This window comes from Mesorhizobium sp. GW821-FHT07A06 (assembly GCF_059419085.1).
This window is the reverse complement of sequence record NZ_JBWKRC010000004.1, coordinates 292,835-317,470: the sequence shown is the minus strand read 5'-3', so window position 1 is coordinate 317,470 and position 24,636 is coordinate 292,835. Positions and strand designations below refer to the sequence as shown.

29 protein-coding genes are annotated in these 24,636 nt (G+C 63.9%); 19 read left to right on the top strand and 10 right to left on the bottom strand.

Going from position 1 to position 24,636, the window contains the following annotated elements; all coding sequences use genetic code 11:
* Positions 1 to 16: 16 nt before the first annotated feature.
* The 7 genes from AC07SZ_RS15795 (at position 17) to AC07SZ_RS15765 (ending at position 5,070) form a co-directional block, all read left to right on the top strand.
* Complete coding sequence (locus AC07SZ_RS15795) at positions 17 to 487, top strand: hypothetical protein (RefSeq protein WP_056577762.1); 471 nt, start codon at positions 17 to 19, stop codon at positions 485 to 487.
* Between the two features lie 20 nt (positions 488 to 507).
* Positions 508 to 900 (top strand): hypothetical protein, encoded by a 393-nt coding sequence (locus tag AC07SZ_RS15790; RefSeq protein WP_056577764.1) that lies wholly within the window; start codon positions 508 to 510, stop codon positions 898 to 900.
* A complete protein-coding gene (locus AC07SZ_RS15785; protein ID WP_494914972.1) occupies positions 867 to 1,385 on the top strand; it encodes a hypothetical protein in 519 nt (172 codons plus the stop codon). The genes AC07SZ_RS15790 and AC07SZ_RS15785 overlap by 34 nt, the downstream gene beginning before the upstream one ends.
* Positions 1,357 to 1,842 carry a hypothetical protein gene (locus AC07SZ_RS15780; protein WP_056577768.1) on the top strand — a complete coding sequence of 162 codons (486 nt, stop codon included), beginning with the start codon at positions 1,357 to 1,359 and terminating at the stop codon, positions 1,840 to 1,842. The genes AC07SZ_RS15785 and AC07SZ_RS15780 overlap by 29 nt, the downstream gene beginning before the upstream one ends.
* Before the next feature lie 154 nt (positions 1,843 to 1,996).
* Entirely contained in the window at positions 1,997 to 2,902 is a 906-nt protein-coding gene (locus tag AC07SZ_RS15775) for a ribokinase (RefSeq protein ID WP_056577771.1), read from the top strand.
* Positions 2,902 to 4,347: an amidase gene (locus AC07SZ_RS15770; RefSeq protein ID WP_494914970.1), complete on the top strand. Its 1,446-nt coding sequence runs from the start codon at positions 2,902 to 2,904 to the stop codon at positions 4,345 to 4,347. Before AC07SZ_RS15775 ends, AC07SZ_RS15770 begins: the two co-directional genes overlap by 1 nt.
* A 108-nt stretch (positions 4,348 to 4,455) precedes the next feature.
* Complete coding sequence (locus AC07SZ_RS15765) at positions 4,456 to 5,070, top strand: LysE family translocator (protein WP_056577951.1); 615 nt, start codon at positions 4,456 to 4,458, stop codon at positions 5,068 to 5,070.
* A 155-nt stretch (positions 5,071 to 5,225) separates the two neighbouring features.
* Here the strand turns inward: AC07SZ_RS15765 and AC07SZ_RS15760 are convergent, their stop codons facing one another.
* Positions 5,226 to 6,167: a nucleoside hydrolase gene (locus AC07SZ_RS15760; RefSeq protein ID WP_494914968.1), complete on the bottom strand. Its 942-nt coding sequence runs from the start codon at positions 6,165 to 6,167 to the stop codon at positions 5,226 to 5,228.
* A 303-nt stretch (positions 6,168 to 6,470) separates the two neighbouring features.
* Between AC07SZ_RS15760 and AC07SZ_RS15755 the strand changes: the two genes are divergently transcribed.
* A complete protein-coding gene (locus tag AC07SZ_RS15755) occupies positions 6,471 to 6,896 on the top strand; it encodes an Hsp20 family protein (RefSeq protein WP_056577776.1) in 426 nt (141 codons plus the stop codon).
* A gap of 64 nt (positions 6,897 to 6,960) precedes the next feature.
* The gene (locus AC07SZ_RS15750; protein WP_056577953.1) at positions 6,961 to 7,218 is read left to right on the top strand and encodes a BQ00720 family protein; all 258 of its coding nucleotides are present in this window, start codon (positions 6,961 to 6,963) and stop codon (positions 7,216 to 7,218) included.
* A gap of 79 nt (positions 7,219 to 7,297) precedes the next feature.
* On the opposite strand, the gene ptsN is transcribed toward AC07SZ_RS15750, so the two are convergent.
* The 6 genes from ptsN to lptC form a co-directional block, all read right to left on the bottom strand.
* The gene (ptsN, locus tag AC07SZ_RS15745) at positions 7,298 to 7,762 is read right to left on the bottom strand and encodes a PTS IIA-like nitrogen regulatory protein PtsN (RefSeq protein WP_010911486.1); all 465 of its coding nucleotides are present in this window, start codon (positions 7,760 to 7,762) and stop codon (positions 7,298 to 7,300) included.
* Between the two features lie 59 nt (positions 7,763 to 7,821).
* Complete coding sequence (gene hpf, locus AC07SZ_RS15740) at positions 7,822 to 8,406, bottom strand: ribosome hibernation-promoting factor, HPF/YfiA family (protein ID WP_027043252.1); 585 nt, start codon at positions 8,404 to 8,406, stop codon at positions 7,822 to 7,824.
* Positions 8,407 to 8,774: 368 nt separating this feature from the next.
* Complete coding sequence (rpoN, locus tag AC07SZ_RS15735) at positions 8,775 to 10,301, bottom strand: RNA polymerase factor sigma-54 (protein WP_494914965.1); 1,527 nt, start codon at positions 10,299 to 10,301, stop codon at positions 8,775 to 8,777.
* Positions 10,302 to 10,561: 260 nt separating this feature from the next.
* On the bottom strand, positions 10,562 to 11,380 hold the full coding sequence (gene lptB / locus AC07SZ_RS15730; protein ID WP_056577780.1) for an LPS export ABC transporter ATP-binding protein: 819 nt from the start codon (positions 11,378 to 11,380) through the stop codon (positions 10,562 to 10,564).
* On the bottom strand, positions 11,380 to 11,985 hold the full coding sequence (locus AC07SZ_RS15725) for an LptA/OstA family protein (RefSeq protein ID WP_056577782.1): 606 nt from the start codon (positions 11,983 to 11,985) through the stop codon (positions 11,380 to 11,382). Before AC07SZ_RS15725 ends, lptB begins: the two co-directional genes overlap by 1 nt.
* Positions 11,972 to 12,685, bottom strand: a complete 714-nt coding sequence (gene lptC / locus AC07SZ_RS15720; protein WP_494914963.1) for an LPS export ABC transporter periplasmic protein LptC — start codon at positions 12,683 to 12,685, stop codon at positions 11,972 to 11,974. Before lptC ends, AC07SZ_RS15725 begins: the two co-directional genes overlap by 14 nt.
* 335 nt (positions 12,686 to 13,020) lie before the next feature.
* Here lptC and sppA point away from each other — a divergent pair, with 335 nt between their 5' ends.
* The 4 genes from sppA (at position 13,021) to lhpI (ending at position 15,767) form a co-directional block, all read left to right on the top strand.
* On the top strand, positions 13,021 to 13,977 hold the full coding sequence (gene sppA / locus AC07SZ_RS15715) for a signal peptide peptidase SppA (RefSeq protein ID WP_494914961.1): 957 nt from the start codon (positions 13,021 to 13,023) through the stop codon (positions 13,975 to 13,977).
* 80 nt (positions 13,978 to 14,057) lie between these two features.
* The gene (locus AC07SZ_RS15710) at positions 14,058 to 14,342 is read left to right on the top strand and encodes an integration host factor subunit beta (RefSeq protein ID WP_006200394.1); all 285 of its coding nucleotides are present in this window, start codon (positions 14,058 to 14,060) and stop codon (positions 14,340 to 14,342) included.
* 53 nt (positions 14,343 to 14,395) lie between these two features.
* Entirely contained in the window at positions 14,396 to 14,764 is a 369-nt protein-coding gene (locus tag AC07SZ_RS15705) for a DUF1049 domain-containing protein (protein WP_494914959.1), read from the top strand.
* Between the two features lie 37 nt (positions 14,765 to 14,801).
* Positions 14,802 to 15,767: a bifunctional Delta(1)-pyrroline-2-carboxylate/Delta(1)-piperideine-2-carboxylate reductase gene (lhpI, locus tag AC07SZ_RS15700; RefSeq protein WP_494914957.1), complete on the top strand. Its 966-nt coding sequence runs from the start codon at positions 14,802 to 14,804 to the stop codon at positions 15,765 to 15,767.
* Here the strand turns inward: lhpI and AC07SZ_RS15695 are convergent.
* The 3 genes from AC07SZ_RS15695 to AC07SZ_RS15685 all read right to left on the bottom strand — a co-directional run bounded on the left by AC07SZ_RS15695 (position 15,764) and on the right by AC07SZ_RS15685 (position 17,341).
* A complete protein-coding gene (locus AC07SZ_RS15695; protein ID WP_494914955.1) occupies positions 15,764 to 16,201 on the bottom strand; it encodes an EVE domain-containing protein in 438 nt (145 codons plus the stop codon). The genes lhpI and AC07SZ_RS15695 overlap by 4 nt on opposite strands.
* On the bottom strand, positions 16,198 to 16,578 hold the full coding sequence (locus AC07SZ_RS15690) for a VOC family protein (RefSeq protein WP_494914953.1): 381 nt from the start codon (positions 16,576 to 16,578) through the stop codon (positions 16,198 to 16,200). The genes AC07SZ_RS15695 and AC07SZ_RS15690 overlap by 4 nt, the downstream gene beginning before the upstream one ends.
* Positions 16,579 to 16,651: 73 nt before the next feature.
* Positions 16,652 to 17,341 carry a helix-turn-helix transcriptional regulator gene (locus AC07SZ_RS15685; RefSeq protein WP_494914951.1) on the bottom strand — a complete coding sequence of 230 codons (690 nt, stop codon included), beginning with the start codon at positions 17,339 to 17,341 and terminating at the stop codon, positions 16,652 to 16,654.
* A 135-nt stretch (positions 17,342 to 17,476) separates the two neighbouring features.
* On the opposite strand from AC07SZ_RS15685, the gene AC07SZ_RS15680 reads away from it, so the two are divergent.
* The 6 genes from AC07SZ_RS15680 (at position 17,477) to olsB (ending at position 24,583) form a co-directional block, all read left to right on the top strand.
* Positions 17,477 to 18,562, top strand: a complete 1,086-nt coding sequence (locus tag AC07SZ_RS15680) for an RsmD family RNA methyltransferase (protein ID WP_494914949.1) — start codon at positions 17,477 to 17,479, stop codon at positions 18,560 to 18,562.
* Between the two features lie 17 nt (positions 18,563 to 18,579).
* Positions 18,580 to 19,437 (top strand): TrmH family RNA methyltransferase, encoded by an 858-nt coding sequence (locus AC07SZ_RS15675; protein ID WP_056577799.1) that lies wholly within the window; start codon positions 18,580 to 18,582, stop codon positions 19,435 to 19,437.
* 13 nt (positions 19,438 to 19,450) lie between these two features.
* Positions 19,451 to 19,948, top strand: coding sequence for a signal peptidase II (lspA, locus tag AC07SZ_RS15670; RefSeq protein WP_056577801.1), 498 nt, complete (start codon positions 19,451 to 19,453; stop codon positions 19,946 to 19,948).
* A gap of 58 nt (positions 19,949 to 20,006) precedes the next feature.
* A complete protein-coding gene (gene acuI / locus AC07SZ_RS15665; RefSeq protein ID WP_494914946.1) occupies positions 20,007 to 20,996 on the top strand; it encodes an acrylyl-CoA reductase (NADPH) in 990 nt (329 codons plus the stop codon).
* A 136-nt stretch (positions 20,997 to 21,132) separates the two neighbouring features.
* Positions 21,133 to 23,421 carry a hybrid sensor histidine kinase/response regulator gene (locus AC07SZ_RS15660; protein WP_494914945.1) on the top strand — a complete coding sequence of 763 codons (2,289 nt, stop codon included), beginning with the start codon at positions 21,133 to 21,135 and terminating at the stop codon, positions 23,419 to 23,421.
* A 286-nt stretch (positions 23,422 to 23,707) separates the two neighbouring features.
* On the top strand, positions 23,708 to 24,583 hold the full coding sequence (gene olsB, locus AC07SZ_RS15655; RefSeq protein WP_056577807.1) for a l-ornithine N(alpha)-acyltransferase: 876 nt from the start codon (positions 23,708 to 23,710) through the stop codon (positions 24,581 to 24,583).
* Positions 24,584 to 24,636: the final 53 nt, after the last annotated feature.

Genomic DNA, 24,636 nt, shown 5'->3' with positions numbered 1-24,636 from the left:
TTAATAGGAGGTCTCGATGAGGTTGTTTCGCACTGTCGTCGGTGCAGCCATGCTGGTCGGCTGTATGGACCAAACGGCGTTGGCCACGACGCAGAATGTCATTTTCAACGGCACGATCACCGCGACCTGTACGCTGGTGGTCGCCACCAACGGTACGATGACGGTGAGCCCCGATCTCCAATCATTGAGCTCGCATAACAGCGGTGGCTCGGCGGGGACGGTCACGCTCACCACCACCGGAGGTGTGTCGCTAAGCGTCGACCCGGTCACCACCACCACGGTGCCAGCCGCCGACACCACGGCCATCACCTGGACGCCAACCTATTCGGCGAGCGGTGCCCACACGATCGCGGAGACAGGCTCGGCCACCAGCCTGACCACGCCCGGCGCCGATCTCGTCACGGTCCACCTCGCCGGCACCAAGGGCGGCAGCAACCGCTTCGCCGCCGGAAACTATCAGGCAACCGTGACGGTGCGCTGCGAATAGCCCTCGGGAAGGAGGCATCCTTGACATTTTCTGAAACCTTGGCGACGGCGCTGGCCGTCGGCCTGATCCCTGTTGCCGCGGCAGCTCAGTCGATGTCGCCGATGCGCGGCGAGGTCAACAGTTTCACTGACGTCTTCGCGGTCCGCGTTTTCCCGGCCAATCCCTACGACCAGAAGATCAAGATCGAAGTCCACGTCTATGATCAGGACTTTCAACCAGTGGAAGCCAAAATCTCTCCCAGTGTCTTCCAGCTGGCTTCGCAGGCTTCCCGTCCCGTGCTTGTGGTCGTGCCCTTCGACGGCGCCGCGGACCGTAAAGTGCGTATCTGTACCGAAAGCATCCCCTTTCCCAATCAGCAGACCCAGATAAAGGCACAGATATGCGGAAAGTTCTTTGGACATCGCAAGTCCTGACGCTGGCACTCGCGGTTGCCGTGGCAAGCGCTGCGCCGGCTCTGGCCCAGGATGTCTACAACCTCAACCAGAACGAGACCGGATTCAATCTGCCCGGCGTCACCTTGCCCCAGGGGCAGGACGAGGTGCACGCTGCCGATGGCACCACCTGCCGCTCGGCGGTTTCCGGAAGCGGCGCCTATTTCGATCTCGGCGTCATCAGGGGCAACAACCAGTCGAACAATGACGTCGCCACCTATGGCCGGGTGGTGATCCCGATCGGCCGGACACCAAAGCGTCTCGACTGCAGCCGGCTCTATGAACTCGAGGTGCAGCGCCTGCAAATGGAACTGAAGCTGTTGAAGATGGGCGTCAATGTCGACGGCGGCACGACGGCAAGCGTTGCCACCACTGCTCCGACGGCCGCATCACCCGGATGGGCCAACGAGGGCTGGAGCCTCAGGACCGGAAATAGCGATGGCAAGAAAAAGAAGAAGAAGAAATAACCGCGCGCTGCTTGCGATGGCAGCATTTGCCGGCTTCTGTGTTCCGGCGCAAGCGGCGATCATCGGCACCTGCACCATCATGGTCGGGGCATCGGGAACGATGACCGCAAATCCCGCCATCAGTATACTGGGGTCCAAGCAGGCAGGCGGATCGAGCGCCAGTGCCACCGTGGTGGCGAACTCGCTGCTGTGCTCGATACTTAACTTGCTTGATTGTTATTCTGTTTCGGCGCCGCCACCTGCCGCGTTCTCGTCCGCGCCGAGCGGCGGCAGCACCAATGTGACCTTCGCCTCGGTCTTCCGCCTCGATGGTTCGGGTGTCGATATCAACGGCAGCGTGCCGCAAAGGGTCGTCAACGGCACCCACCCCATGCAAGTCGATCTAACCGCCACGAAGTCGAGCGGTATCTTTCCCGCCGGCAGCTATCAGGGCACCGTCACCGTGCGTTGTGAATAGCGCACGATACCACAAATCGAGCTGGACCATTCGCGTGGTCTGGCAAGCCGCGACCTTACAGGCTAGCTTCCCGCGCGATTGGAACGGCCCGTCTTCGCCCCCACGCACCGTGGACGTTCCGGAACCTTGAATTCATACCGGCAGGAGGCCTTGCTTGATTATCGTCATCGGCTCAATCAACCTCGACCTTATCGCCAAAGTCGACCGCCTGCCGAGTCCCGGCGAAACGGTGAGCGGCTCCGGTTTCGCCACGGCGCCCGGCGGCAAGGGCGCCAACCAGGCGCTGGCCGCCGCACGCGCCGGTGCCCCGGTGCGCATGGTCGGCGCCGTCGGCAAGGACAGTTTCGCCGGCGAGGCGCTGGCATTGCTGCGCGAGGCCAAGGTCGATCTGTCGGGCGTGGGCGAAACCTTTGCCTCGACCGGCACGGCGCTGATCATGGTCGGTGACGACGGCGAGAACATCATCGCCGTGGTCCCCGGCGCCAATGCTTCCGTGGTGCCCGGCGACCTTTCCAAGGCCTTCCTGAAAAAGGGCGACGTCGTGCTGCTCCAGCACGAGATCCCGCTGGCGACCGTCGATGCCGCGCTCGACCAGGCGCGGGCGGCCGGCGCCGTCACCGTGCTCAACACCGCTCCTTTCCAGGGCGACGCGGCGGCTTTCCTCGGCAAGGCCGATTATGCCGTCGCCAACGAGACCGAGTTCGACCTCTATGGCGAGGCGCTGGCGCTGAACGGCCGCGACCGTGCGGCACGCATGCGCGACTTCGCCGCGAAAACCGGCCGCACCATCGTCGTCACGCTCGGCGGCGACGGCGTCATGGCGGCGACGCCGACCGACTTCCTGACCGTTCCGGCAATGAAGATCACCCCCGTCGACACGGTCGGCGCCGGCGACACCTTCTGCGGTTACTTCGCTGCCGGCCTGTCGTCCGGCCTCACGCTCGAAAAGGCGCTGGCGCGCGCCGGTACGGCTGGCTCGCTGGCCTGCCTGAAGCCGGGCGCTCAACCGGCGATCCCGCTGGCCAAGGATGTCGATCAGGCCTTGCAGAAAGTCAGCTGATGATGCGTCCCCGGACCAAACATGCGGTGCCTCCGGCCGGCGACATCTGCCGCCTGTCCGCAGTCGAACTGGCCGACGCGATCCGCCACAGGAAGCTTTCCGTACGTGAGGTGGTGACGGCCTTCCTCGACCGCATCGAAGCGGTCAACCCGCTGGTCAACGCCATCGTCTCGCTGCGCGACCGCGGCGACATCCTGCGCGAGGCCGACGCGGCCGATAGCAGGCAGGCGAGCGAAACCGGAACGCTCTTCGGTCTGCCCATCGCCATCAAGGACCTTGCCTCGACCATTGGGCTCAGGACCTCCTTCGGCTCGCCGCTCTTCGCCGATTTCGTGCCGCAGGAAGACGATTTCTTCGTCGAGCGCATCCGCGATGCCGGCGCCATCATCATCGGCAAGACCAATGTCCCCGAATTCGGGCTCGGCTCCAACACCTACAACAACGTTTTCGGGCCGACGCTGAACGCTTTCGATCCGGCGCTCACCGCCGGCGGGTCGAGCGGCGGTGCGGCGGTGGCGCTGGCGCTCGACATGGTTCCCGTCGCCGACGGCAGCGACTTCGGCGGCTCGCTGCGCAACCCGGCCGCCTGGAACAATGTCTACGGCTTCCGCCCGTCGCAGGGGCTCGTGCCCGCCGGGCCGGATTTCGAGGTCTTCCATGCGCAGATGGGCGTCGAGGGTCCAATGGGCCGCAACGTCGCCGACATGGCTCTGCTGCTCGACGTGCAGGCGGGTTATCATCCGCGGGCACCACTGTCCTATGAGAAACCGGGCTCGTTCCTCGCAGGGCTCGCAACGCCCTCGACTGGCGGCCGCGTCGCCTGGCTCGGCGACCTCGGCGGCCACTTGCCGGTCGAACCCGGCATCCTCGGTCTGTGCGAGGCAGCGCTCGGCCGGCTCGCGGGCCAGTCCTTCGTGATTGAACCCTTGCTGCCGGATTTCGACTTCGAGGCGCTGTGGCAGGCCTTCGTGACGCTGCGCCAGGCCACCAGCGGCTGCGCCCTCCAGGCCCATTACGACGATCCCGCCAAGCGCGAACTGCTGAAACCTGAAGCCATATGGGAAATCGAGAACGCAATGCGGCTGACGGCGCCGCAGATCCGCGCGGCCTCGGTCATCCGCACTTCCTGGCATCGTACGCTGCTGTCGATCTTCGACCGCTTCGATCTCATCGCGCTGCCGACCGCGCAGGTCTTTCCTTTCGATGTCACCACGCACTGGCCAAGCGAGGTCGCCGGACGGCCGATGGACAGCTATCACCGCTGGATGCAGGTTTCCGCCTTCGCCACTCTGGGCGGCTGCCCGGCGGTCAACGTGCCGGTCGGCTTCGACGAAAAGAGCCGGCCAATGGGCATGCAGTTGATCGGCCGTCCGCGCGGCGACCTCGCCGTGCTAAGGGCGGCCGCCGCCTATGAGGCGACACTGCCCTGGCAGGCCGGCGCTTGACCCGCGTGCCACGACGCAGCGCTTCGCGGATGTCTTGCGCGGAGGCTATTGTCATGCATTGATTATCCCCTGTTGCGCCGCGTCGGCGGCAAGCCAAGGGAAAAAATCATGTCGCTGGAACTCTACGCCGCCTATGTTCTCGCTTGCATCGTCATCATCCTGGTGCCGGGACCGACGGTCACGCTGATCATCGCCAACAGCATCCGCCACGGAACCCGCGCCGGCCTCGCCAATGTCGCCGGCACGCAGGCTGGCCTTGCCATCATGATCGCCATTGTCGGCATTGGCCTCAACACGCTGATCTCGGGCATGGGCCACTGGTTCGAATGGGTCAGGCTGATCGGCGCCGCCTACCTGATCTGGATGGGCGTGCAGATGTTCCGCTCCAAGGGCACACTGAACGCCGACGGAACGGCGCGGAAGCCGCGCGGCGGCTTCTTCCTGCAGGGCCTGCTGGTGGCGCTGAGCAACCCCAAGACGCTGGTGTTCTTCGGCGCGTTCTTTCCGCAGTTCATCGCGCCGCAAGGCAACTACTCTCTGCAGATCGTCGTCATGGGCCTCACCGCCATGATCTTCGCCGCCATGTCGGATTCGACCTACGCACTCGCCGCCGGCCGCGCCGGGCGCCTGCTGTCGGCCAGCCGCATCAAGCTAATGTCCCGGATCAGCGGCAGTTTCCTGGTCGGCGGCGGCCTTTGGCTGGCGTTTTCAAGGTCGAAGTGACATCGCCCCTTCCCTCGCCCCGTTTGCGGGGAGAGGGTGGTCGCGAAGCGATCGGGTGAGGTCAGCGCCGAGGACGCAAGGCAAAATATCAGCGTTTGTGCCGGCCTCATCCCCCTGCCGGGATCTTCTCCCCGCGACCGGGGAGAAGGGAGTTTTCACAACCGACCCAGCCTCTCCACCAGCAGAGCGAAGAAGCCGTCATGGTCGATGTCGCGCATCACCATGGCGTTCTTTTCCCGCTTGGTCACGCCCCACCAGTCGATCACGGTCATGCCCATGGTCAATTCCGAGGCGGTTTCCACGCTGACATTGCAGTTGCGGCCTTTGAACAGGTCCGGCTTCAGCAGATAGGCGATGACGCAGGGGTCGTGCAGCGGGCCGCCATCGGTGCCGTACTTGCCCTCGTCGTAGCGTTCGAAGAATTCCAGCATCTCGGCGGTCGCGATGCCTACCTTGGTGCCGAGCTTGCGGAAGGCCTGCGTGCGCTTGGCGGTGGTCAGCGCCTTGTGGGTGACGTCGAGCGGCATCATCACGATCGGGATGCCGGACTTGAACACCAGATCGGCGGCCTGCGGATCGACATAGATGTTGAATTCGGCCGCCGGAGTGACGTTGCCGCCCTCGAAGAAGCCGCCGCCCATCAGCACGATTTCCTTGATGCGCCGGGCGATGCGCGGTTCGCGGATCAGCGCCAGCGCGATGTTGGTCAGCGGCCCGAGCGGGCAGAGCGTGATGGTGCCGCTCTCTTCCTTCATCAGCGTCTCGACGATGAAGTCGACGGCATACTGCTCCTGCAGCTTCATCGTGGGTTCGGGCAATTGTGGCCCGTTGAGGCCCGTCTTGCCATGCACTTCCTCGGCGGTGACCAGCTGGCGCGCCAGGGGACGGATGGCCCCGGCATAGACCTTGATATCGGGCCGGCCGGCCAGTTCGCAGATCCTGCGGGCATTCTTTTCGGTGAGCTTCAGCGGCACGTTGCCGGCAACGGCGGTGATGCCGACGATCTCCAGTTCACTGCTGCCAAGCGCCAAGAGAATGGCGACGGCATCGTCCTGGCCGGGGTCGGTGTCGATGATGATCTTGCGTGGTTGGGGCATTTCAATTCCTTGTTTGGCTGGCCGTGGGCTCACCGGGTCGATCGCATGCGTTTAGGGCGCCGAACCGGCTGCAAGCTGCCGAAGCGACCAACCGGGAACGATCCCGGCCCCAGCGCTTCTCCCTGCATCCGCGCGTCGCTTCAAGCGCCATGTCGATTATTCCTGTGAGTCCAAGGCCGGGTCTTTTTGGGCGGGTCTTCAGGTGGCTTGAACTTGGTCGCGGAGCGGACCATATCAAGGGCATCGGGAAAAATGCCATCCGGGTTTTTCCAGTTTATGTCGCTCTTGAGAGGACAGTGTAACATGAGCCGAATGACGCCTTTCTCCAGCCCACTTCTCCTTGGTTTCGATGCCATGGAAAAGACCTTGGAGCGCTTGGCGAAATCCGGTGACAGCTACCCTCCGTACAACATCGAGCGCCTCAGCGGCACTGACGGCAACGCCGAAAGGCTGCGCATCACGCTCGCCGTCGCCGGTTTCGCCGAAAACGATCTCGATGTGACAACGGAGGAAAACCAGCTGGTCGTGCGCGGCCGTCAGACCGACGACACCGAGCGCGAATTCCTTCATCGCGGCATCGCCGCGCGCCAGTTCCAGCGCTGTTTCGTGCTGGCCGACGGCATGCGGGTTATCGCGGCGGAGCTGAAGAACGGCCTTTTGTCGATCGACCTCGATCGGCCGGAGTCCGAACGGTTGGTACGGAAAATAAACATATCGGTGAAAGACTGATCTTCACCGATGGCTCTCATGCGGGATGGCCTTCAGCGGCGTCCTCGCGCCAAGGAGGCTTGAAATGACCAGAACTGAAGAGAATATCACCATGACCAGCGGTGAATTCGCCCATCTGGGCGAGGGCTCGGTCGCATATCTGCGCAAGGTCTCGAGCGACGACCTGCTCGGCCGCTTCCCGAACATCGGTGAAATCGCGCCCGGCCTGGAGCTGTGGGCGCTGTTTGCGGCCAACGGCCAGCCGATCCTGCTTTCAGATGCGCGTGACCGCGCACTGGCCGGCGCCATGGAAAACGACCTGACCACCGTCGCCATTCACTAACCGGCTTTTCACCGGGGCGATTGGCTGGAACGAAAAGGGCCGCTCACGGCGGCCCTTGCAGATTGCATTCAAAATGGCTTCAGGCCGCGTGCGAGGCCTGCGTGTCCGACAAAAGCGCGTGGATTGCCGTGGCGTCGCGCGTCCCCCTGATCTTGGCGACCGTATCGGCATCGCGCAGCACGCGGGCGATGCGCGACAGGGCCTTGAGATGATCCGCGCCCGCCCCTTCCGGCGCCAGGAGAAGAAACACCAGATCGACAGGCTGGTCGTCCAGCGACTCGAAATCGACCGGCGTTTCCAGCCGGGCGAAGACACCGGCGATGCGCTTCACGCCGGCGAGCTTGCCGTGCGGAATGGCGATGCCGTTGCCGACGCCGGTCGAGCCCAACCGCTCGCGCTGCAGGATGGTGTCGAACACTTCCCGCTCCGGAATGCCCGAAATCGCCGCCGCCCGCTCGGACAGCAATTGCAGAAGCTGCTTCTTGGAGTTCGCCTTCAACGCCGGCAAAATTGCCGGAACGCTGATAAGATCGCTCAGATCCATGCTTGAAAATCCCTTGTTCGCCTGCCGTCGCCAGTCCCCACCCCTCGTGCGGCTGGCTTTTATCCCTGCGCGACCTTGGTCGTGGACGGGTCGATCCAGCCAATGTTTCCGTCGGGCCGGCGATAGACGATATTGAGATGGTCGGTTCCGGCGTTACGGAAAACGAACACCGGACTGTCCTTGGTATCGAGCTCGATGACCGCCGAGGCCACCGACATGGTCTTCAGCGTCATGGTTGATTCGGCGACGATGGCCGGCGCGAAATCCTCCGGGATCTCCTCGTCGTCATCGGCAAGCGGCGCCATCACCGTATAGGCGATGTCGGTCAACTCGCCATTGCCATTGCCTGAATTGTGCGATTTGAGACGGCGCTTGTAGCGCCGAAGCCGGGTCTCCAGCCGGTCGGCCGCGGCCTCGAAGGCAAGCGTCGGATCCTGGGCGTCGCCGGTAGCCTGCAGCGAGGCGCCCGAATCCAGCCTAATCATGCAATCCGCCGAATAGCGCGAGCCCGATTTGATGACGGTGACGTGTCCCGCAAAGCCGCGATCGAAATATTTGCCGATCGCTTCGCCGACACGATCGTTGATGCGCGTACGGAACGCATCGCCGATATCCATGTGTTTTCCCGATATGCGCAGATTCATCTGAAAACTGACCTTCCTTGCTCAGGCTTCAAACTGGCCTGAGTTTATACTTGTGGTCCGTGCGCACAAGCTTTGCGGCGTCACTGGCGCCGATTTAAATCCGAACTTTCCGGTTGATCACAAGCCGCCTTTTTGACCGTCCCGAGGCCATTGTCGTGACGGACCATCCGCTAGCGGGCATCGGGCCCGTCTCATGCGGGCGGGCTTCTAGCCACTTCCCCCGGGCTTGTCAATGAAGCTCGAAAGCTGTGGAAAATCAGGAGGGCATGGAGCGGTTCATCGTTTCACGGAAACGCCGACCCACTCCACCACTTTGTCTCGACGCAATTCCTGTCGGAAAACCGCTTCACGCTTTTCCTGGAATTGCCTTAGCGGCCGGCGCTGGCGAGCGCCCGCTTTTCGCGCCGGCGCTGCACGGAAGACGGAATATTCATGCCCTCCCGGTACTTGGCGACCGTGCGCCGGGCGATATCGACGCCGCTTTCCCTGAGCATATCGACGATCGCGTCGTCGGACAGAACGTCGACGGGTTTCTCCTCGTCGATCAGCTGCTTGATGCGATCCCGCACTGCTTCCGAGGAATGCGCGTCGCCGCCGCCCGACGCGGCGATCGAGGCGGTGAAGAAATAGCGCAGTTCGAACACGCCGCGCGGGGTCAGCATGTATTTGTTGGCGGTGACGCGGCTGACGGTCGATTCGTGCATGCCGATGGCGTCGGCCACCGTGCGCAAATTGAGCGGCTTCAGCTGGCGCACGCCATGGACCAGGAACGCATCCTGCTGGCGCACGATTTCCGAGGCCACTTTGAGGATCGTCTTTGCCCGCTGATCGAGGCTGCGCGTCAGCCAGTTGGCATTTTGCAGGCACTCGGCCAGAAAATCCCTTTCCGCCTGGTTCTTCGCATGCGGCGACACCTGGGCGAAATAGATATGGTCGACCAGCACGCGCGGCAGTGTTTCGGCATTGAGTTCGACTGTCCAGCTGCCGTCATTGGCCGCGCGCACCTCGACATCGGCGACGATGGCGTCGCTCGCACCGCCCGAAAATGCCATGCCCGGGCGCGGATCGAGGGCCCGGATCTCGGCCAGCATGTCGAGCAGATCCTCCTCGTCGACGCCGCAGATCCGCTTCAGCGTCTGGAAATCGCGCCGCGCCAGGAGCTCCAGATTGGCAACCAGGGCCTTCATCGCCGGGTCGAGGCGGTCGCGCACCGCAAGCTGCAGCGAAAGACATTCGGCAAGGTCGCGGGCGAACAGGCCGGCCGGCTCGAAAGTCTGGCACACCGCCAGCACCTTGGCCACGCTCGCAGCGTCTGTGCCCAGACGTGTGGCGATCTCCGCGAGATCGACCCTGACATAGCCGGTCTCGTCCAGGCCATCGGCGAGTTCGCCCGCGATCAGCCGCGCCGCGGGATCGGCAAAGGCGAGCGCCACCTGCTCGCCGACATGGTCACGCAAGGTGATGGCGCTCGCCGCCATGTCGCCGGCGTCGAGCCCCTCGGACGAGGAGCCGCCGCCGCTGCCCGAAGCCGACTTCCATTGCGCCGTCAGGTCAGGCCCGAGCCGCTCGCTGGTGCCGGGATCGTCGGGAAACAGGTTTTCCAGCGACGTATCGAGCTTTTCCGAAATCGCCTCGGCGCTCCATCCCGCCTCCTTCTCGAACCAATCGCCATCGGCGGCCGCTTGCGGCTCCACGTCGATCTTCTGCGCCTGGTCGCTCGCGGCGTCGTCCTGCGGCTCGGCCCGCTCCAGAAGCGGGTTGCGCTCGATTTCCTCGTCGATGAAGTGCTCGAGCTCGACATGGGTGAACTGCAGCAGCCGAATCGACTGCATCAGCTGCGGCGTCATCACCAGCGACTGCGACTGTCGGAGCTGTAGTTTCGCCGCCAACGCCATGGTTCGGTTTCAAACGCCTCCTCTGCGCGTCCGGACTTCCGGAAATGAATTTCACGGCCGACCATAGAAACTGGCCCGGCTTTTGCTTGTCAAGGCAAAGCCTAGCAAAAGCCGCTTACCGGAGCGTTATGCCGGAGCAAAATCGCCGAAAATCAGGCTGTAACGCGCAAAAAATCGTATCAGGAAACAAATTTCACGCCCAAGGCGATTCCGGAAAGAAAACCGCGTCAGGGCTTCTCGTCCGGAATTGGTAGGAAAAGTCAGAGCGTAAAACCCTCGCCGAGATAAAGCCGCCGCACATCCGGGTTCGCCACCACTTCGTCGGCGCGGCCATGGGTCAGCACCTGACCGGCGTGGATGATGTAGGCGCGGTCGATCAGACCAAGCGTCTCGCGGACATTATGGTCGGTGATGAGGACACCGATGCCGCGCGCCGTCAGGTGGCGAACCAGTTGCTGGATATCGGCGACGGCGATCGGATCGATGCCGGCAAAGGGCTCGTCGAGCAGCATGTAGGCCGGGCGCGTCGCCAGCGCACGCGCGATCTCCAGACGCCGCCTTTCGCCGCCGGAAAGCGACATGGATGGCGCCTTGCGCAGATGGCTGATGTGGAACTCCTCGAGCAGTTCGTCGAGATTGCGCTCGCGCACTTTGCGGTCCTTTTCGACCACTTCGAGCACGGCGCGGATATTCTGCTCGACGTTGAGGCCGCGGAAGATCGATGCTTCCTGCGGCAGATAGCCGATGCCGAGGCGCGCGCGGCGGTACATCGGCATCGAGGTGACGTCGAAGCCGTCGATCTCGATCGTGCCTTCATCCACCGGCACCAGGCCGGTGACCATGTAGAAACAGGTCGTCTTGCCGGCGCCGTTGGGGCCGAGCAGCCCGACGGCCTCGCCGGCGCGCACGCCCAGCGTGACGCCACTGACAACCTTGCGGCCCTTGTAGCTCTTGGTCAGCCCCTTGGCGATCAAGGTTCCCTTGAATTTCGTCTTGTCGACGGTGATCGTGGCAGGAGCCGAAACCTTGCCTGCGGCTCGTCCCGGAAGACGCGCCGTCAGCGATGACAGGCTGGCCATCAGGGGTTCGTCGCTCCGGATTTCGACGCATCCGACTTCGGCGGTGGCGTGATCGACATCTGGACACGTTGCCCAGCGCATGGATCAACCTGGGCCAGCCCGCTTTTCATCTGCACGGTGAGCTTGCAGCCCACCAGGACGTTGTCGTTCTGAGACAGAACGACTTTTTTGCCCGAAAGCACCAGCACCTGGCTCTTCATGTCGAAGCTGCCCTGATCGCCGGTCGCGACCTGCTGATCCGACTTGATGTAGACCTTGTCGGAAATCTCCAGATGGTCGATGTTGGCCGAACCGGTCATCGCCGCGCCGGCGGCTTCCGTGCCCTTGGCCGCGGCATTGGGATCCTTGATGTAATAGACCATCATCTTGCCGGCCTTCATCAGCGTCGGCCCCTGGACGACGGTGACATTGCCCGTGAAGATGGCGACGTTTTCGGCCTGCCGGACTTCCAGCTTGTCGCTTTCGATCTGGATCGGCTTGTCGCCCGCCAGTTTCAGGCCCGACACCTGACTGGTGGCACCGGACTGTGCCAGCGACGGCACGAGGCCCAGCAGGAGCAGCGCCGAAGTTGCGGCCGCAAGCCGTGTCGAACTATTGAGCCACATTCGCTTCTTCGCCCTTTGCCTCAGCCGCCTTCAGAGCGGCGGGATCGATGTTGACGCGCACCCTGTTCTCGAACACCAGGACCTTGCCATTGTCCTGGACCGTCAGGGAATTCGCTGTGATCTGTGACCCGCCACGGCTGACATCGACGGGATCATCCGTCTTCATAGTGCCTTTGCCCATGTCGAGGAAGACCGATTTGAACTTGGCTTGCATGCCGTCGGTCGTGGTGATCTCGACGTCGCTGTTCAACTTCATCGTGTTGCCTTCGCGATCGTAGGTACCGCGCGACGCTTTGACCGCCGCCACATTGTCGGGACCGACCGGCACTTTGGCGTCTATGCCCTCGAGCTCGATGATGCCTTGCGTGCTGACGTCCTGTATCGCCCGCAGGGCCGTCATGGAATAGGGCTGCTTTTGCTTGGTGAACCCGTTGAGCTTGGGATTGGCCATCACCAGCTTGCCGTTGGAAAAAGCGGTGCCGTCCGCCTGCACCGCGACGGAGACGGGTGCGGCCAGATAGGAATAGACCGGGAAGGCGACGGCGATCAGCGCCGCGGCCAGGGGCACGGCGAATTTGAGCACGCGCACGCGGCGCGAATGACGCTGGGCGCGGTCGAACGCCTCGCCCCGCGTCCAGCCATCCGCCGGGGGAGCCAACTCCATCTCGGGGCTGGTCGGTTCATTCGATCGCGCTAACATGACTGCTTTCTTCTAGACCCCTGTCCGCCAGGGAGCACCGCCTATAGGTGGGGGGCCGGCGCCTTCAAGCAAGCACAAGCCCACGAAAACCGCAAAAATGTGACAACTGTGGTTGTACAAACGAAAACGAGGTCAGCACAACAACCGATACTTCATAGCAGAAATGCAGGTCCTTGCGCCGTTTTTTCATCACTGCCGTCTCTCCCCTTACCTTGCGTCCCCTGCGCAGGCCAGTCACAAAACAGATAGCGTCGGGATTGCCGAAGACGGAACTGCTTCCCGATAAGGACATCATGGTCTAAAAGCGTCTCTTCCCGCCGACTGTGAGGCTGACCATGGCATTGAGAGCCGACGACCTGATCGACCGCCGCCGCTTGCGGCGCAAGCTGACATTCTGGCGTGTGGTGGCCATCGGCATCGTGGCACTCGGGGTGATTGCGCTGTCGGCCTGGCTCTACGGCGACGATCTCGGCGGCTCGGCCGTCGACCATATCGCCAAGGTCAGGATCGAAGGCACCATCACCGAGGATGAGGAACTGATCAAGCGGCTGGAGAACATCCGCGAGTCTTCGAAAGTGAAGGGCGTGATCCTTGCGATCGATTCACCCGGCGGCACCACCGTCGGTGGTGAATCGATCTACGAGGAAGTGCGCAAGCTGGCCGCCGACAAGCCGGTGGTGGCTGAAGTCGGCACGCTCGCCGCATCGGCGGGGTATATGATTGCCAGTGCGGCCGACCACATCGTAGCCCGCAAGACCTCGATCGTCGGTTCGATCGGCGTGCTGATCCAGTACCCTGACGTCAGCGGCCTGATGGACAAGCTCGGCGTCAAGCTGGAGGAAGTGAAATCCTCGCCGCTCAAGGCCTCCCCTTCTCCCTTCAAGCCGACCAATGACGACGAGCGCGCCATGGTCCGCAAGCTTATCCTCGACAGCTACGACTGGTTTGTCGGCATCGTCGCCGAGCGCCGCAAGATGACGCACGAACAGGCGCTGGCGCTCGCAGACGGATCGATCTTCACCGGCCGCCAGGGTGTTTCCAACGGATTGATCGACGCCGTCGGTGGCGAGGCCGAGGCGATCGACTGGCTGGCGACCAAGGGTGTCGACGCCAAGCTCAAGGTGGTCGAGTGGAAGGACACGGGACGGCGCGGCGGTTTCCTGTGGTCAAAAGCCATGGTGAAAACGATCGGCAGCGCCCTCGGCCTGCCTGATTACAGCGGTGACGTCATCCACGAACTTGGGGCCGACCGCTTGTTTCTTGACGGCCTCGTTTCCGTCTGGCACCCTTGAGCGCCGTTTGGAACAGCTGAAAAAGCCAATAAAATCATCCTCATAATTTTGACCGAACTGCTTTCACGGGGACCCGTCTGATGATCAAGTCCGAACTTGTGCAGATTATTGCCACGCGCAATCCGCATCTTTTCCTGCGCGACGTCGAAAACATCGTCGGCGCGATCTTCGATGAGATCACCGACGCCCTTGCTGAAGGCAACCGGGTCGAGCTGCGCGGCTTCGGTGCTTTTTCGGTGAAAAACCGCCCCGCCCGCACCGGCCGCAACCCGCGCACCGGCGAATCCGTCGAGGTCGAGGAGAAATGGGTGCCGTTCTTCAAGACCGGCAAGGAACTGCGCGAAAGGCTGAACGGCGGCAAGTAGGCGCGGCGTCAGGGCCAGACGGCCTCATCCGGCCCGCTTGCACGGAAGAAATCATGCTCAATCGCTTCATGCTCATCGTGGTCTTCGTGCCCCTGGCGATCATCCTGATCGCGCTTGCCGTCGCCAACCGCGAACTCGTCGCTTTCACGTTGGACCCGTTCAATCCCGGCAATCCGAAGCTGACGCTCACCTTGCCGCTGTTTATTTTCCTCTTCCTGGCGCTTGCCATCGGCATGATCGTCGGCAGCCTGGCAACATGGGTCAAGCAGGGCCGCTACCGCAAGCTGGCGCGCCAGCGCGGCGTCGAGGCGGAAAACCTGCGCCAGGCGATCAGTCGCGCGCCGTCGGCAACACAGGGACCGATCCAGGGTTCGGCCCAAGGCTCGGCGCAAGGTTCGGCATTGCCAAAGCCGACCAATTGAGCGGCCTCCCGGCGCCTTTCTTTCCACGGAGCTTTTCATGCTGACCATTTCGGCCGCCGAGGTCGACCGTGCGCTGACCTTTCCCGGACTGGTCGAGACGTTGCGCGCTGCTTTCCGTGACGGGGCGGTACAACCCGTCAGGCATCATCACGCGGTCGAACGGCCCGACGGCGAGGCCTCGACCCTGCTGCTGATGCCGGCATGGACCGATTTCAACGCCGCCGGCACGTCTTCCGGTGGCCATATCGGCGTGAAGATCGTAACCGTCTCACCCGACAACAACGCCATCGGCAAACCCGCCGTGATGGGGCTCTATCTCCTGCTCAACGGCAGCACCGGCGAACCGGAAGCCTTGATCGACGGCCAGCGCCTGACTCAGTGGCGCACGGCTTGTGCTTCGGCACTGGCGGCGTCCTACCTCGCCCGCGACGATGCCTCGCGGCTGCTTGTGGTCGGTGCTGGCGCCCTGTCGCCGTTCCTCGCCAAGGCGCATTCGGCGGTGCGGCCGATAAAAACCATCCGCATCTGGAACCGCACCCCCGCCAATGCTGAAAAAGTCGCGACCGATTTGTGCGCCGAAGGCTTCGTCGCCAGCGCCGCGACCGACCTCGATGCCGAGCTTGGCCAGGCCGACATCGTCTCTTCGGCGACAATCACCACCACGCCGCTGATCAAGGGCGCGCAGCTGCGGCCTGGAACCCATGTCGACCTGGTCGGCGGCTTCACCCCGACAATGCGCGAAAGCGATGATGACGCGATCGCGCGTGCCCGGGTCTATGTCGACACCCGCGACGGCGCCACCAAGGAAGCCGGCGACATCGTCCAGCCACTGGCCTCCGGCCTGCTGAAGCCGGACGCCATCGTCGCCGATTTGCACGAACTGGCGCGCGGCCAGAGGAACGGCCGCACAACCGCTGACGAGATCACGCTGTTCAAGTCGGTTGGCGCGGCACTCGAGGACCTTGCCGCCGGTATAGCCGTTTATAACGCGCTGAAGGTCTAGCTCACCGTCCCCCGCATTTCGGCGCCCATCGCGTCGGCGATCAGACGAAAATCGTGATCGGTGATTTCGAACAGGCCAAAGCGCAGCTGATATCCCCAGTTCGCCTTGCCGGCGGTGAAGTCCAGCCGTTCGAGCAGCGGCTTGATCGGCGCTTCTTCAGCCGCCATCCACTCAACGTCGCGGCGGAACGGCGTGAAGCCGCCGCCCATTTCGCCTTGATAGGGCTCTCCTTCCCGCACGGTGCCGATTGCGGTGAAGGCCTGCAGGCCATCCTTTTCGCCCAGAACCGTGGTCGGCGAATAGTAGATGACACCATCGCCGGGCTTGACGCGACGCAACGGCGCTACCTTGCCGTGGTTGACCTGCATGAAGCCGTCCTTGCGGCCGCGCCGGACATGTTCCGCCGACGCCACAGCGATCCAGTACGCCCTCATTTCTGTGCCCCATCCGACAGCCAGTAGACACGCAGGCGGTGATTGTCGGGATCGAGCGCAACGAAAGTGCGGCCGAAATCCAAGTCGGTCGGCGCCTGCAGGATCTTCAGGCCCCGCCTCGACCAGTCGGCATGGGTCGCGTCGACCGCTTCCGGCGTCTCCAGTGCGAACACGATCTCGGCACCGCCGCCCGCCGCTTCTGCCGCCGGCTCCACGGTATGGCGCGACCAGAGGCCGAGCTTGAAGCCGTTGTCGAGCACGAACAGCACGAAGGTCGGCGCGCTTTCGACCGGCTCGCGACCAAGCAGCGCGCTGTAGAAGGCACCGCTCCGCAGCGGCTGGTCGACATAGAGGATGACGAAATTCGGCGTGGTCATGTGTACTCTCCGCGGTTCAGCGTTTCGATGCCCCGAACCTAGAATAGGCTACTGTCAGATTCTGGCAGTAGCCTTATGACCCGCGCGGCTTGTCGAGCGTCGCCCGCCATTCCATGAGCAGCACCTGGCGGCGACGCGGATAGCGCGTATCGATGGGATTGAGCCCTGATATGCGATCGGCGCGGAAATGCCGGAAATCCTGCCGCATCTCGCACCACGCCACCACCACCCGCACTTTGTCGAAGAAACCGAGTGCGAACGGCCAGACGACGCGTTGCGAAGCCACACCGCCGGCATCGCGGTAGAGAAAGCCGAGTTTTCGCTCGTTGCGGATGGCCTGCCGCACCATGCCGAGATCGATGCCCTCCATGGCGTGTGCCGGCGGCCCGACCAGCAGGGTGGAGGCGTCGAGATCCTCACGCAGATCATTCGGCAGCACGGCCGCGATCTTGGCCAGCGCATTGGCGGCTGCGGCCGAGAGACGCTGGTCCGGCTGCTTGGCGACCCAGCGCGAGCCGAGCACGATCGCCTCGATCTCGTCGTCGCTGAACATCAGCGGCGGCAGCATGAAGCCGGGCTTGAGCACGTAGCCCAGGTCCGCTTCCCCCTCGATCGGCGCGCCCTGCCCCTGCAGCGTGGCGATGTCGCGGTAAAGCGTTCGAATGGAAATCCCGAGTTCATCGGCCAGCGTCTGTCCGCTCACCGGCCGGCGATGCCGGCGCAGGCACTGGATGAGGTCGAGGAGACGTTCGGAGCGGGACATCCAGCAGATTTGCCTGTTTCTTTGACATCGGTCTATCTCGGACCGACATGAACAGGAGAGGCGGCAGCTCCGGACTTGGTTGCGAAGCTGGTTGCCCTATGCCAAAAGCGGCACGCCGCTCGGAGATGCCCCCGCTTGAAGTCTTTTCGCGACAAACGCCGCGACAGCCGCCCGCCCGCCAAGGGCGGAACCGGAGAGGTACGTCCGCACGAGGCGCGTGGCGCGGCACGGCCGGACGCCAGGCCGCGCGAACCGCAAGACGTGAAGCCGGATAGCCAACCCGCGCCGAAATCGGCGCCGCGCATCCTCGCCCGTCGTGACGGCGTCCTGCCGGCCGAGCAGTTGCCGCTCATCCTCGAAGTCGCGCCGAATGCCGATTATGCGCTGCTCGACAGCGGTGCCGGCCAGAAACTTGAACAATACGGCCCCTACCGCATCGTGCGGCCCGAGGGGCAGGCGATCTGGCAGAAGGCCCTGCCGGCCAGGGACTGGGAACGGGCCGACGCCATCTTCACCGGCGACACCGACGAGGAAGGCATCGGCCGCTGGCGCTTCCCCAGGACGCCGCTTGGCGAGACCTGGCCGATGAAGCATGACGGCATCGACTATCTCGGCCGTTTCACCTCGTTTCGCCATGTCGGCGTGTTTCCCGAACAGGCCTCGCACTGGGACCACATGGCCGGGTTGATCGCGGCGGCCAGGCGGCCGGTCAAGGTGCTGAACCTGTTCGGCTACACTGGCCTTGCCTCCTTGGTGGCGGCCCGCGCCGGCGCCGAGGTCACCCATGTCGATGCCTCGAAGAAGGCGATTGGCTGGGCACGTGAAAACCAGGAGATGGCCGGACTCGGCAGCAAGCCGATCCGCTGGATCGTCGACGACGCGGTGAAATTCGCCGAGCGCGAGGAGCGCCGCGGCAGCCGCTACGACATCGTGCTTTTCGATCCGCCAGCCTATGGCCGCGGCCCCAAGGGCGAGGTCTGGCAATTGTTCGAGGATCTGCCGGCGCTCACCGACCTTTGCCGCGCGATCCTGACGCCGAAGCCGCTTGCCGTGGTACTGACCGCCTATTCGATCCGCGCCTCCTTCTTCGCCATCCACGCTTTGATGCGCGACACGTTTGCCGGCATGGGCGGCAAGGTCGAATCGGGCGAGTTGATCATCCGTGAAAAGTCCGCCGGCAGGGCGCTTTCGACCTCACTGTTTTCGCGTTGGGTGGCCTGAATGCCCCGGAGTCCTGAATGAACGAGCGGCACGCAGGCGCACCCGGCCAGGTTAAGGAAGTCACCAGCCTCGCCAACCCGCTGATCAAGGACATCAAGGCGCTCGCCCTGAAGAAATTCCGCGACCAGCAGAACGCCTTCATGGCCGAGGGGCTGAAGCTGGTTATCGATGCGCTCGACCTTGGCTGGCAGATCAGGACGCTTGTGTTCGCCAAGGCAGGGCGCGGCAATGCGGCCGTGGAAAAGGTCGCGGCACGTACAGTTGCCGCCGGCGGCACAGTGCTCGAAGTGTCGGAAAAGGTGCTTGTCGCCATCACCCGCCGCGACAATCCGCAAATGGTGGTCGGCGTCTTCTCGCAGAAATTCCTGGCCCTGAAGGACATCCGCGCCGACAATGGCGACGTCTGGGTGGCGCTCGACAGGGTGCGCGATCCCGGTAATCTCGGCACCGTCATCCGCACCGTCGACGCCGTCGGCGCCAAGGGCATCATCCTGGTCGGCGACACCACCGATCCGTTTTCCGTGGAAACGGTGCGCGCCACCATGGGCTCCATTTTCGCCGTGCCGGTGGCCAAGGCGACGACAGAGGCTTTCCTGGCCTGGCGCGGCGGGTTTTCAGGCCTCGTCGCCGGCACGCACCTGAAGGGTGCCGTCGATTACCGCTCGGTCGATTTTTCCCGTGGGCCGGTTCTGCTGATGATGGGCAATGAGCAGCAGGGCCTGCCCGAAAACCTGGCGGCGAGCTGCGACCGATTGCTCAGGATCCCGCAAGCGGGCCGTGCCGATTCGCTCAATCTAGCCGTCGCCACCGGCATCATGCTGTTCGAGATCAGGCGCGGCGCGCTGAAGCTCGAGCCGACCGCCGACCAGCAATGAAGGTTGCCAGCCCGTGAGATCATGGTCCCCCTACGCGATGCTCGTCGTCGCGGCCATAGCGCTCGATCAATGGATAAAGCATCTGGTCGAGACCGGCCTGCCGTTTCAGGAAAAGGTCGATCTGGTGCCGTTCCTGGCGCTGTTTCGCACCTACAACACCGGCATCGCCTTCTCGATGTTTTCCTCCTTCGGCGACACCGGCCTGGTGGTCATCGCCGTGCTGGTCGTTGCCTTCGTGCTCTGTCTCGCCACCCGCACGCCATCGGCCCATGTCATCGCCCGCACCGGCTTCGCCCTGATCATCGGCGGCGCGCTGGGCAATCTGATCGACCGCGCCGTCTACGGCCACGTCATCGATTACATCCTGTTTCACACGCCGGTCTGGTCGTTTGCCGTCTTCAATCTCGCCGACGCCTTCATTTCCGTGGGCGCGGCACTGGTCGTCTTCGACGAACTCATCGGTTGGCGGCGCGAGCCCAAGCCTTCGAACGCCAAGCCCTCCAAAGATTGACCCCGCGCGGCCATCGCCGCACAGTCCCAGACCGACAAGCAAGCTCGCGGAGAAAAAGATGTCCGAAACCTTCAAAGCCATCCTGATTTCGCGCGACGCCGACAAGAAACAGTCGGTCGCCGTGACGGATCTCACCGAAGCCGACCTGATGGAGGGCGACGTCACCGTCGCGGTCGAGGCGACGACGGTGAACTACAAGGACGGGTTGGCCATCACCGGAAAGGCGCCGGTGGTCCGCCGCTGGCCCCTGGTGCCGGGCATAGATCTTGCCGGAACAGTGATTTCGTCCTCCAATCCAGACTGGCGCAAGGGAGACAAGGTCATCCTCAACGGCTGGGGCGTCGGCGAAACGCATTTCGGCGCCTATGCCGGGCGCGCCCGCGTCAAGGGCGACTGGTTGGTGCCGTTGCCGGATGGCCTCAGCGCGCACGACGCGATGGCGGTCGGCACCGCCGGTTATACCGCCATGCTTTGCGTCATGGCGCTGGAGCGGCACGGCATCCTTCCCGACCGCGGCCCGGTCGTGGTGACGGGTGCCGCCGGCGGCGTTGGTTCGGTCGCGGTCTCCATCCTGTCCAGCCTCGGTTACCATGTCATTGCATCGACCGGCCGCAACGCCGAAAGCCCTTATCTGATCAACCTCGGCGCCGCCGAGGTGATTTCGCGCGACGAGCTCAGCCAGCCCGCCAAGCCGCTGGCCAAGGAGCGCTGGGCCGGCGGCATCGATTCGGTCGGCAGCCATACGCTGGCCAACGTCCTGTCGATGACCTCCTATGGCGGCGCCGTGGCGGCCTGCGGCCTAGCCGGCGGCATGGATCTGCCGTCGAGCGTCGCCCCCTTCATCCTGCGCGGCGTCTCGCTGCTTGGCATCGATTCGGTGATGGCGCCGAAGGCCGTGCGCCTCGAGGCCTGGCGCCGTATTGGCTCCGATCTCGACCTGCGGAAGCTTGCCAGCCTGTCCACGACCATCGGCTTCGACGGCATCGTCGAGACGGCACGCGACATCGTCGACGGCAAGATCAGCGGACGCGTCGTCGTCGACATGTAACGTCCTCGCGGATCAGTGGACTGAATTGCCAGATCCGGTGGCGAATCCGCCGCCACCAGGACAAAAACGCCCTATCCGCTAAAATTCGAACGATCCGCCGCAATTTTCCATAATCTCTGTCTGGCAAGGGTTGCGCATGATCGCGGAATCCGACAGCCGGCAGGCAAGCAAGGGCGACGACGTCGATGCGGTGGCCGCGCCGACGGCGGCGCGGCGCTTTATCGCCGCGCCGCCGCTGGTGCCCAAGCAGCGATTGGCCAGGCGCGAAGGACTGCCGCTGCTCACCTTCGTTGCCATCATTATACTGGCGGGCATTGCGCATCTGACCGGGGCGCCGATCTTCATCAGCCTCGCATTGCTGGCAACCGGCCTCGCCGGCCTTGCGCTGCATCTGCACGCCAGACGCAGCGTCCATCGCACCGCGGTGCTGCTGGACGAGACCACCGCGCGCAGCCGCGCCGAGATCGAGACGCTGGCCGACCGCATGTGGGAGATGCAGGAAAGCGAGGAGCGCTTTCGCGGTCTCATCGACGCGCTTGGCGATCTCGTCATCCATCGCGATCGCGACGGCAATATCGTCTATGCCAACAAGGTGTTCGCCGATCTCGTCGGAGCGGATCACCGCGACCTTGCCGGCAAGACCCTGGCCGAACTCGGCATCGAGGTCGGCATCGTTCCCGATGCCGCCTTTTCCGATCACGAGTGCCTGAGTTCCACCGATGTCGCCATCCGCACGCCGGGCGGCCCGCGCTGGTTCTCGTGGATCGAACTGTCGGTGCGCGACAAGGACAGCGGCGCGGCCTCGCATCGGGCCATCGCCCGCGACATCACAGCCCGCAAGCGCGCCGAATCCTCGCTGATCACAGCGCGCGAAAGAGCCGAATTCGCAAGCCAGGCGAAATCGCGCTTTCTCGCCACCGTCAGCCATGAAATCCGCACGCCGATGAACGGCATCATGGGCATGGCCAGGCTGCTCGCCGACACCAGCCTGTCGCCGGAGCAGCAGACTTATGTCGGCGCCATCTCGACCTCGGCCAGCGCCTTGCTCGCCCTGATCGAGGATCTGCTCGACTATTCCAAGATCGAGGCCGGTCGCTTCGATCCGGAACCGCAGCCGATGTCGGTGCGCGAGATCGCCGACAACATTATCGAATTGCTCGCCGCGCGCGCCTTCGCCAAGGATATCGGCCTCGGCTGCCATGTCGAGCCGGATGTCCCGCAGATGATCACCGCCGACCCGGGCCGGGTCAGGCAGGTGTTGCTCAACCTCATCGGCAACGCCATCAAGTTCACCGACAGCGGCGGCGTCCTGGTCAGCGTCGCGCGCGCCCGCACCGAGACCAGTGATCGCATCTGCTTCACCATCGCCGACACTGGTCCCGGCCTGCGCGACGAGGACATGGAGCGCATTTTCGAGGAGTTCGAGCAGGCCGACGGCACCTCGACGCGCACGCATGGCGGGGCGGGACTGGGACTTGCCATCTCCAAGCGCCTGGTGACTGCCATGGGCGGCACGATTTCGGTCTCCAGCCGGCTTGGCCAAGGATCGGAATTCGTCTTCGAAATCCCGGCCACGGAGGCCACCGAGGCGCCGCAGGGCCGGCAGAATGCGCTTGCCGGCAGGCACGCGGTGATCCTGTCCAGGAACGCCGTCGAGGCCGACGCCATCGCCCGCACCATCCGCGCCAATGGCGGTACGGCCGGTATCGCCGCCACCGCGGCGCAGGCCGCGTCCCTGGCCAACGGCTGTGACGTGCTCCTGGTCGACGCGGCCATGGAAGAAAGCGACGGGAGGCTGCTCAAGCGGCTGCGCCTAAGCGGCTTTTCCGATTGCGAAGCCGTCACGCTGATAGCGCCGACGGACCGCGGCATGCTTGGCGAGTTCCGCGCCAGCGGCTACGCGACGTTCCTTGCCCGGCCGGTGCGCGGGGGAACACTTCTGCGTGTCCTTTTGACCAGCCATGCGCCGGCGCTAGCGCAGCCGCAGCCGGAAAAGCGCCGCGCCCCGGCGCTTCGCACGTCGACTGGCCGACAGCAGGGCCTGTCCGTGCTGATCGCCGAGGACAACGACATCAATGCCATGCTGGCCCGCGCCACGCTGTTGAAGGCGGGACACCGCGTCAAGGTGGTCGGCAATGGCAAGGCCGCGGTCGAGGCCGTCACCAGTGCGGGGCACAAGCATCGCTTCGACGTGGTGCTGATGGACCTCCACATGCCGATCATGGATGGGCTGGACGCGATCGCCGCGATACGCCGCCACGAGGAGGAAACGTCGGTCCCGCCGGTGCCGATCATGGTGCTGTCGGCCGACAGCCAGGAAAAGACCCGCCATGCGGTGCTCGCCCACGGCGCCAGCGGCTTCGTCACCAAGCCGCTCGACCCCGATGCGCTGGTCAACGCCGTCGAGGGCCAGGTCGCCGCTTGAACCGGTTTTCTGGCGCGCGGCCAATGCATTTCAACCAAAAGTGACCCCTGGCTTTGCCGGCAGGACATGCATGAAAACAAGGAGCCTGGAGCGCATCGCCGCGCCCCGCGTGGGCGCGAGACGCTTCATGTTTTCTCATCTAGCGTAGCCGGTTGACCGTTTTCGCCAGCCGACGAAGTATTGCCCGCGACGCCGTATCACGGTACTGTCACAATCCTGTTGCACCTACACCGTATCCCCGTGCCAAGAGGGATGGCTCGAAGGAGAATCACTCGTGCATACAGTTATGCCGGAATGTGACACTCGGCCAAACGCCAGCAGCGCCTTGCTTGCCGGACGTAATGTCGATTCCGTCATAAAAGGCGCGGCGCTCGGTCGTATCGGCAACCTCGAAGTGCGGCTCGCCCGCAACGAGGCCGAGATCGCGGCCGCGCAGGAAGTGCGATACCGGGTATTTTACGACGAGCTTGGCGCCAGGAAGGACCTGTTCCAGGCGCAGGACCGTCGCGACGCCGATCGCTTCGATCCGCTCTGCGACCATCTTCTGGTGCTGGATACGACGCTTTCCGGCCCCGAACATCGCCGCATCGTCGGTACCTATCGCCTGCTGCGGCAAGAAATCGCGGCCACCGCCGGCGGCTTCTATTCCGAAGGCGAGTTCGAACTGACCAAGCTCATCGCCCGTCATCCCGGCCAGCGCTTTCTCGAACTCGGCCGCTCCTGCGTTTTGCCGCAATACCGCTCGAAGCGCACCATCGAGGCGCTGTGGCAAGGCATCTGGGCCTACATCAACCACTACGAAATCGGCGTGATGACCGGCTGCGCTTCCTTCCACGGCACCGTGCCGGCCGCTCACGCGGAGGCGCTCACCTATCTCGCCCATCACTGCCGCACCAACTCCGCCTGGGACGTGCGCGCGGTTTCCGATCGCTACTGCTCCATGGATTTGATGCCGATCGAGGCGGTCAACGCCAAGGCGGCGATCGCAGCGATGCCGCCTCTGGTCAAGGGCTATCTGAGGGTCGGCGCCCGCATCGGCGACGGCTGCGTCATCGACCGTGAATTCTCGACGGTCGATGTGTTCGTGGTGATGCCGGTCAAGGAGATCGGCGCCCGCTACGTCAACTACTATGGCGGGGAAGCGCAGCGTTTCGCGGCTTGAAGCGAGTACGCCGCGACATCACGGACTGCCTGTTGACCACAGACTATTTCCTG

What these genes read in the sequence shown, in the direction of transcription:
- AC07SZ_RS15795 (WP_056577762.1), top strand. Translation starts at nt 17, where the DNA reads ATGAGGTTGTTTCGCACTGTCGTCGGTGCAGCCATGCTGGTCGGCTGT.
- AC07SZ_RS15785 (WP_494914972.1), top strand. Translation starts at nt 867, where the DNA reads ATGCGGAAAGTTCTTTGGACATCGCAAGTCCTGACGCTGGCACTCGCG.
- AC07SZ_RS15780 (WP_056577768.1), top strand. Translation starts at nt 1,357, where the DNA reads ATGGCAAGAAAAAGAAGAAGAAGAAATAACCGCGCGCTGCTTGCGATG.
- AC07SZ_RS15770 (WP_494914970.1), top strand. Translation starts at nt 2,902, where the DNA reads ATGATGCGTCCCCGGACCAAACATGCGGTGCCTCCGGCCGGCGACATC.
- AC07SZ_RS15765 (WP_056577951.1), top strand. Translation starts at nt 4,456, where the DNA reads ATGTCGCTGGAACTCTACGCCGCCTATGTTCTCGCTTGCATCGTCATC.
- AC07SZ_RS15760 (WP_494914968.1), bottom strand. Translation starts at nt 6,167, where the DNA reads ATGCCCCAACCACGCAAGATCATCATCGACACCGACCCCGGCCAGGAC.
- AC07SZ_RS15755 (WP_056577776.1), top strand. Translation starts at nt 6,471, where the DNA reads ATGAGCCGAATGACGCCTTTCTCCAGCCCACTTCTCCTTGGTTTCGAT.
- AC07SZ_RS15750 (WP_056577953.1), top strand. Translation starts at nt 6,961, where the DNA reads ATGACCAGAACTGAAGAGAATATCACCATGACCAGCGGTGAATTCGCC.
- ptsN (WP_010911486.1), bottom strand. Translation starts at nt 7,762, where the DNA reads ATGGATCTGAGCGATCTTATCAGCGTTCCGGCAATTTTGCCGGCGTTG.
- hpf (WP_027043252.1), bottom strand. Translation starts at nt 8,406, where the DNA reads ATGAATCTGCGCATATCGGGAAAACACATGGATATCGGCGATGCGTTC.
- rpoN (WP_494914965.1), bottom strand. Translation starts at nt 10,301, where the DNA reads ATGGCGTTGGCGGCGAAACTACAGCTCCGACAGTCGCAGTCGCTGGTG.
- lptB (WP_056577780.1), bottom strand. Translation starts at nt 11,380, where the DNA reads ATGGCCAGCCTGTCATCGCTGACGGCGCGTCTTCCGGGACGAGCCGCA.
- AC07SZ_RS15725 (WP_056577782.1), bottom strand. Translation starts at nt 11,985, where the DNA reads ATGTGGCTCAATAGTTCGACACGGCTTGCGGCCGCAACTTCGGCGCTG.
- lptC (WP_494914963.1), bottom strand. Translation starts at nt 12,685, where the DNA reads ATGTTAGCGCGATCGAATGAACCGACCAGCCCCGAGATGGAGTTGGCT.
- sppA (WP_494914961.1), top strand. Translation starts at nt 13,021, where the DNA reads ATGGCATTGAGAGCCGACGACCTGATCGACCGCCGCCGCTTGCGGCGC.
- AC07SZ_RS15710 (WP_006200394.1), top strand. Translation starts at nt 14,058, where the DNA reads ATGATCAAGTCCGAACTTGTGCAGATTATTGCCACGCGCAATCCGCAT.
- AC07SZ_RS15705 (WP_494914959.1), top strand. Translation starts at nt 14,396, where the DNA reads ATGCTCAATCGCTTCATGCTCATCGTGGTCTTCGTGCCCCTGGCGATC.
- lhpI (WP_494914957.1), top strand. Translation starts at nt 14,802, where the DNA reads ATGCTGACCATTTCGGCCGCCGAGGTCGACCGTGCGCTGACCTTTCCC.
- AC07SZ_RS15695 (WP_494914955.1), bottom strand. Translation starts at nt 16,201, where the DNA reads ATGAGGGCGTACTGGATCGCTGTGGCGTCGGCGGAACATGTCCGGCGC.
- AC07SZ_RS15690 (WP_494914953.1), bottom strand. Translation starts at nt 16,578, where the DNA reads ATGACCACGCCGAATTTCGTCATCCTCTATGTCGACCAGCCGCTGCGG.
- AC07SZ_RS15685 (WP_494914951.1), bottom strand. Translation starts at nt 17,341, where the DNA reads ATGTCCCGCTCCGAACGTCTCCTCGACCTCATCCAGTGCCTGCGCCGG.
- AC07SZ_RS15675 (WP_056577799.1), top strand. Translation starts at nt 18,580, where the DNA reads ATGAACGAGCGGCACGCAGGCGCACCCGGCCAGGTTAAGGAAGTCACC.
- acuI (WP_494914946.1), top strand. Translation starts at nt 20,007, where the DNA reads ATGTCCGAAACCTTCAAAGCCATCCTGATTTCGCGCGACGCCGACAAG.
- AC07SZ_RS15660 (WP_494914945.1), top strand. Translation starts at nt 21,133, where the DNA reads ATGATCGCGGAATCCGACAGCCGGCAGGCAAGCAAGGGCGACGACGTC.
- olsB (WP_056577807.1), top strand. Translation starts at nt 23,708, where the DNA reads ATGCCGGAATGTGACACTCGGCCAAACGCCAGCAGCGCCTTGCTTGCC.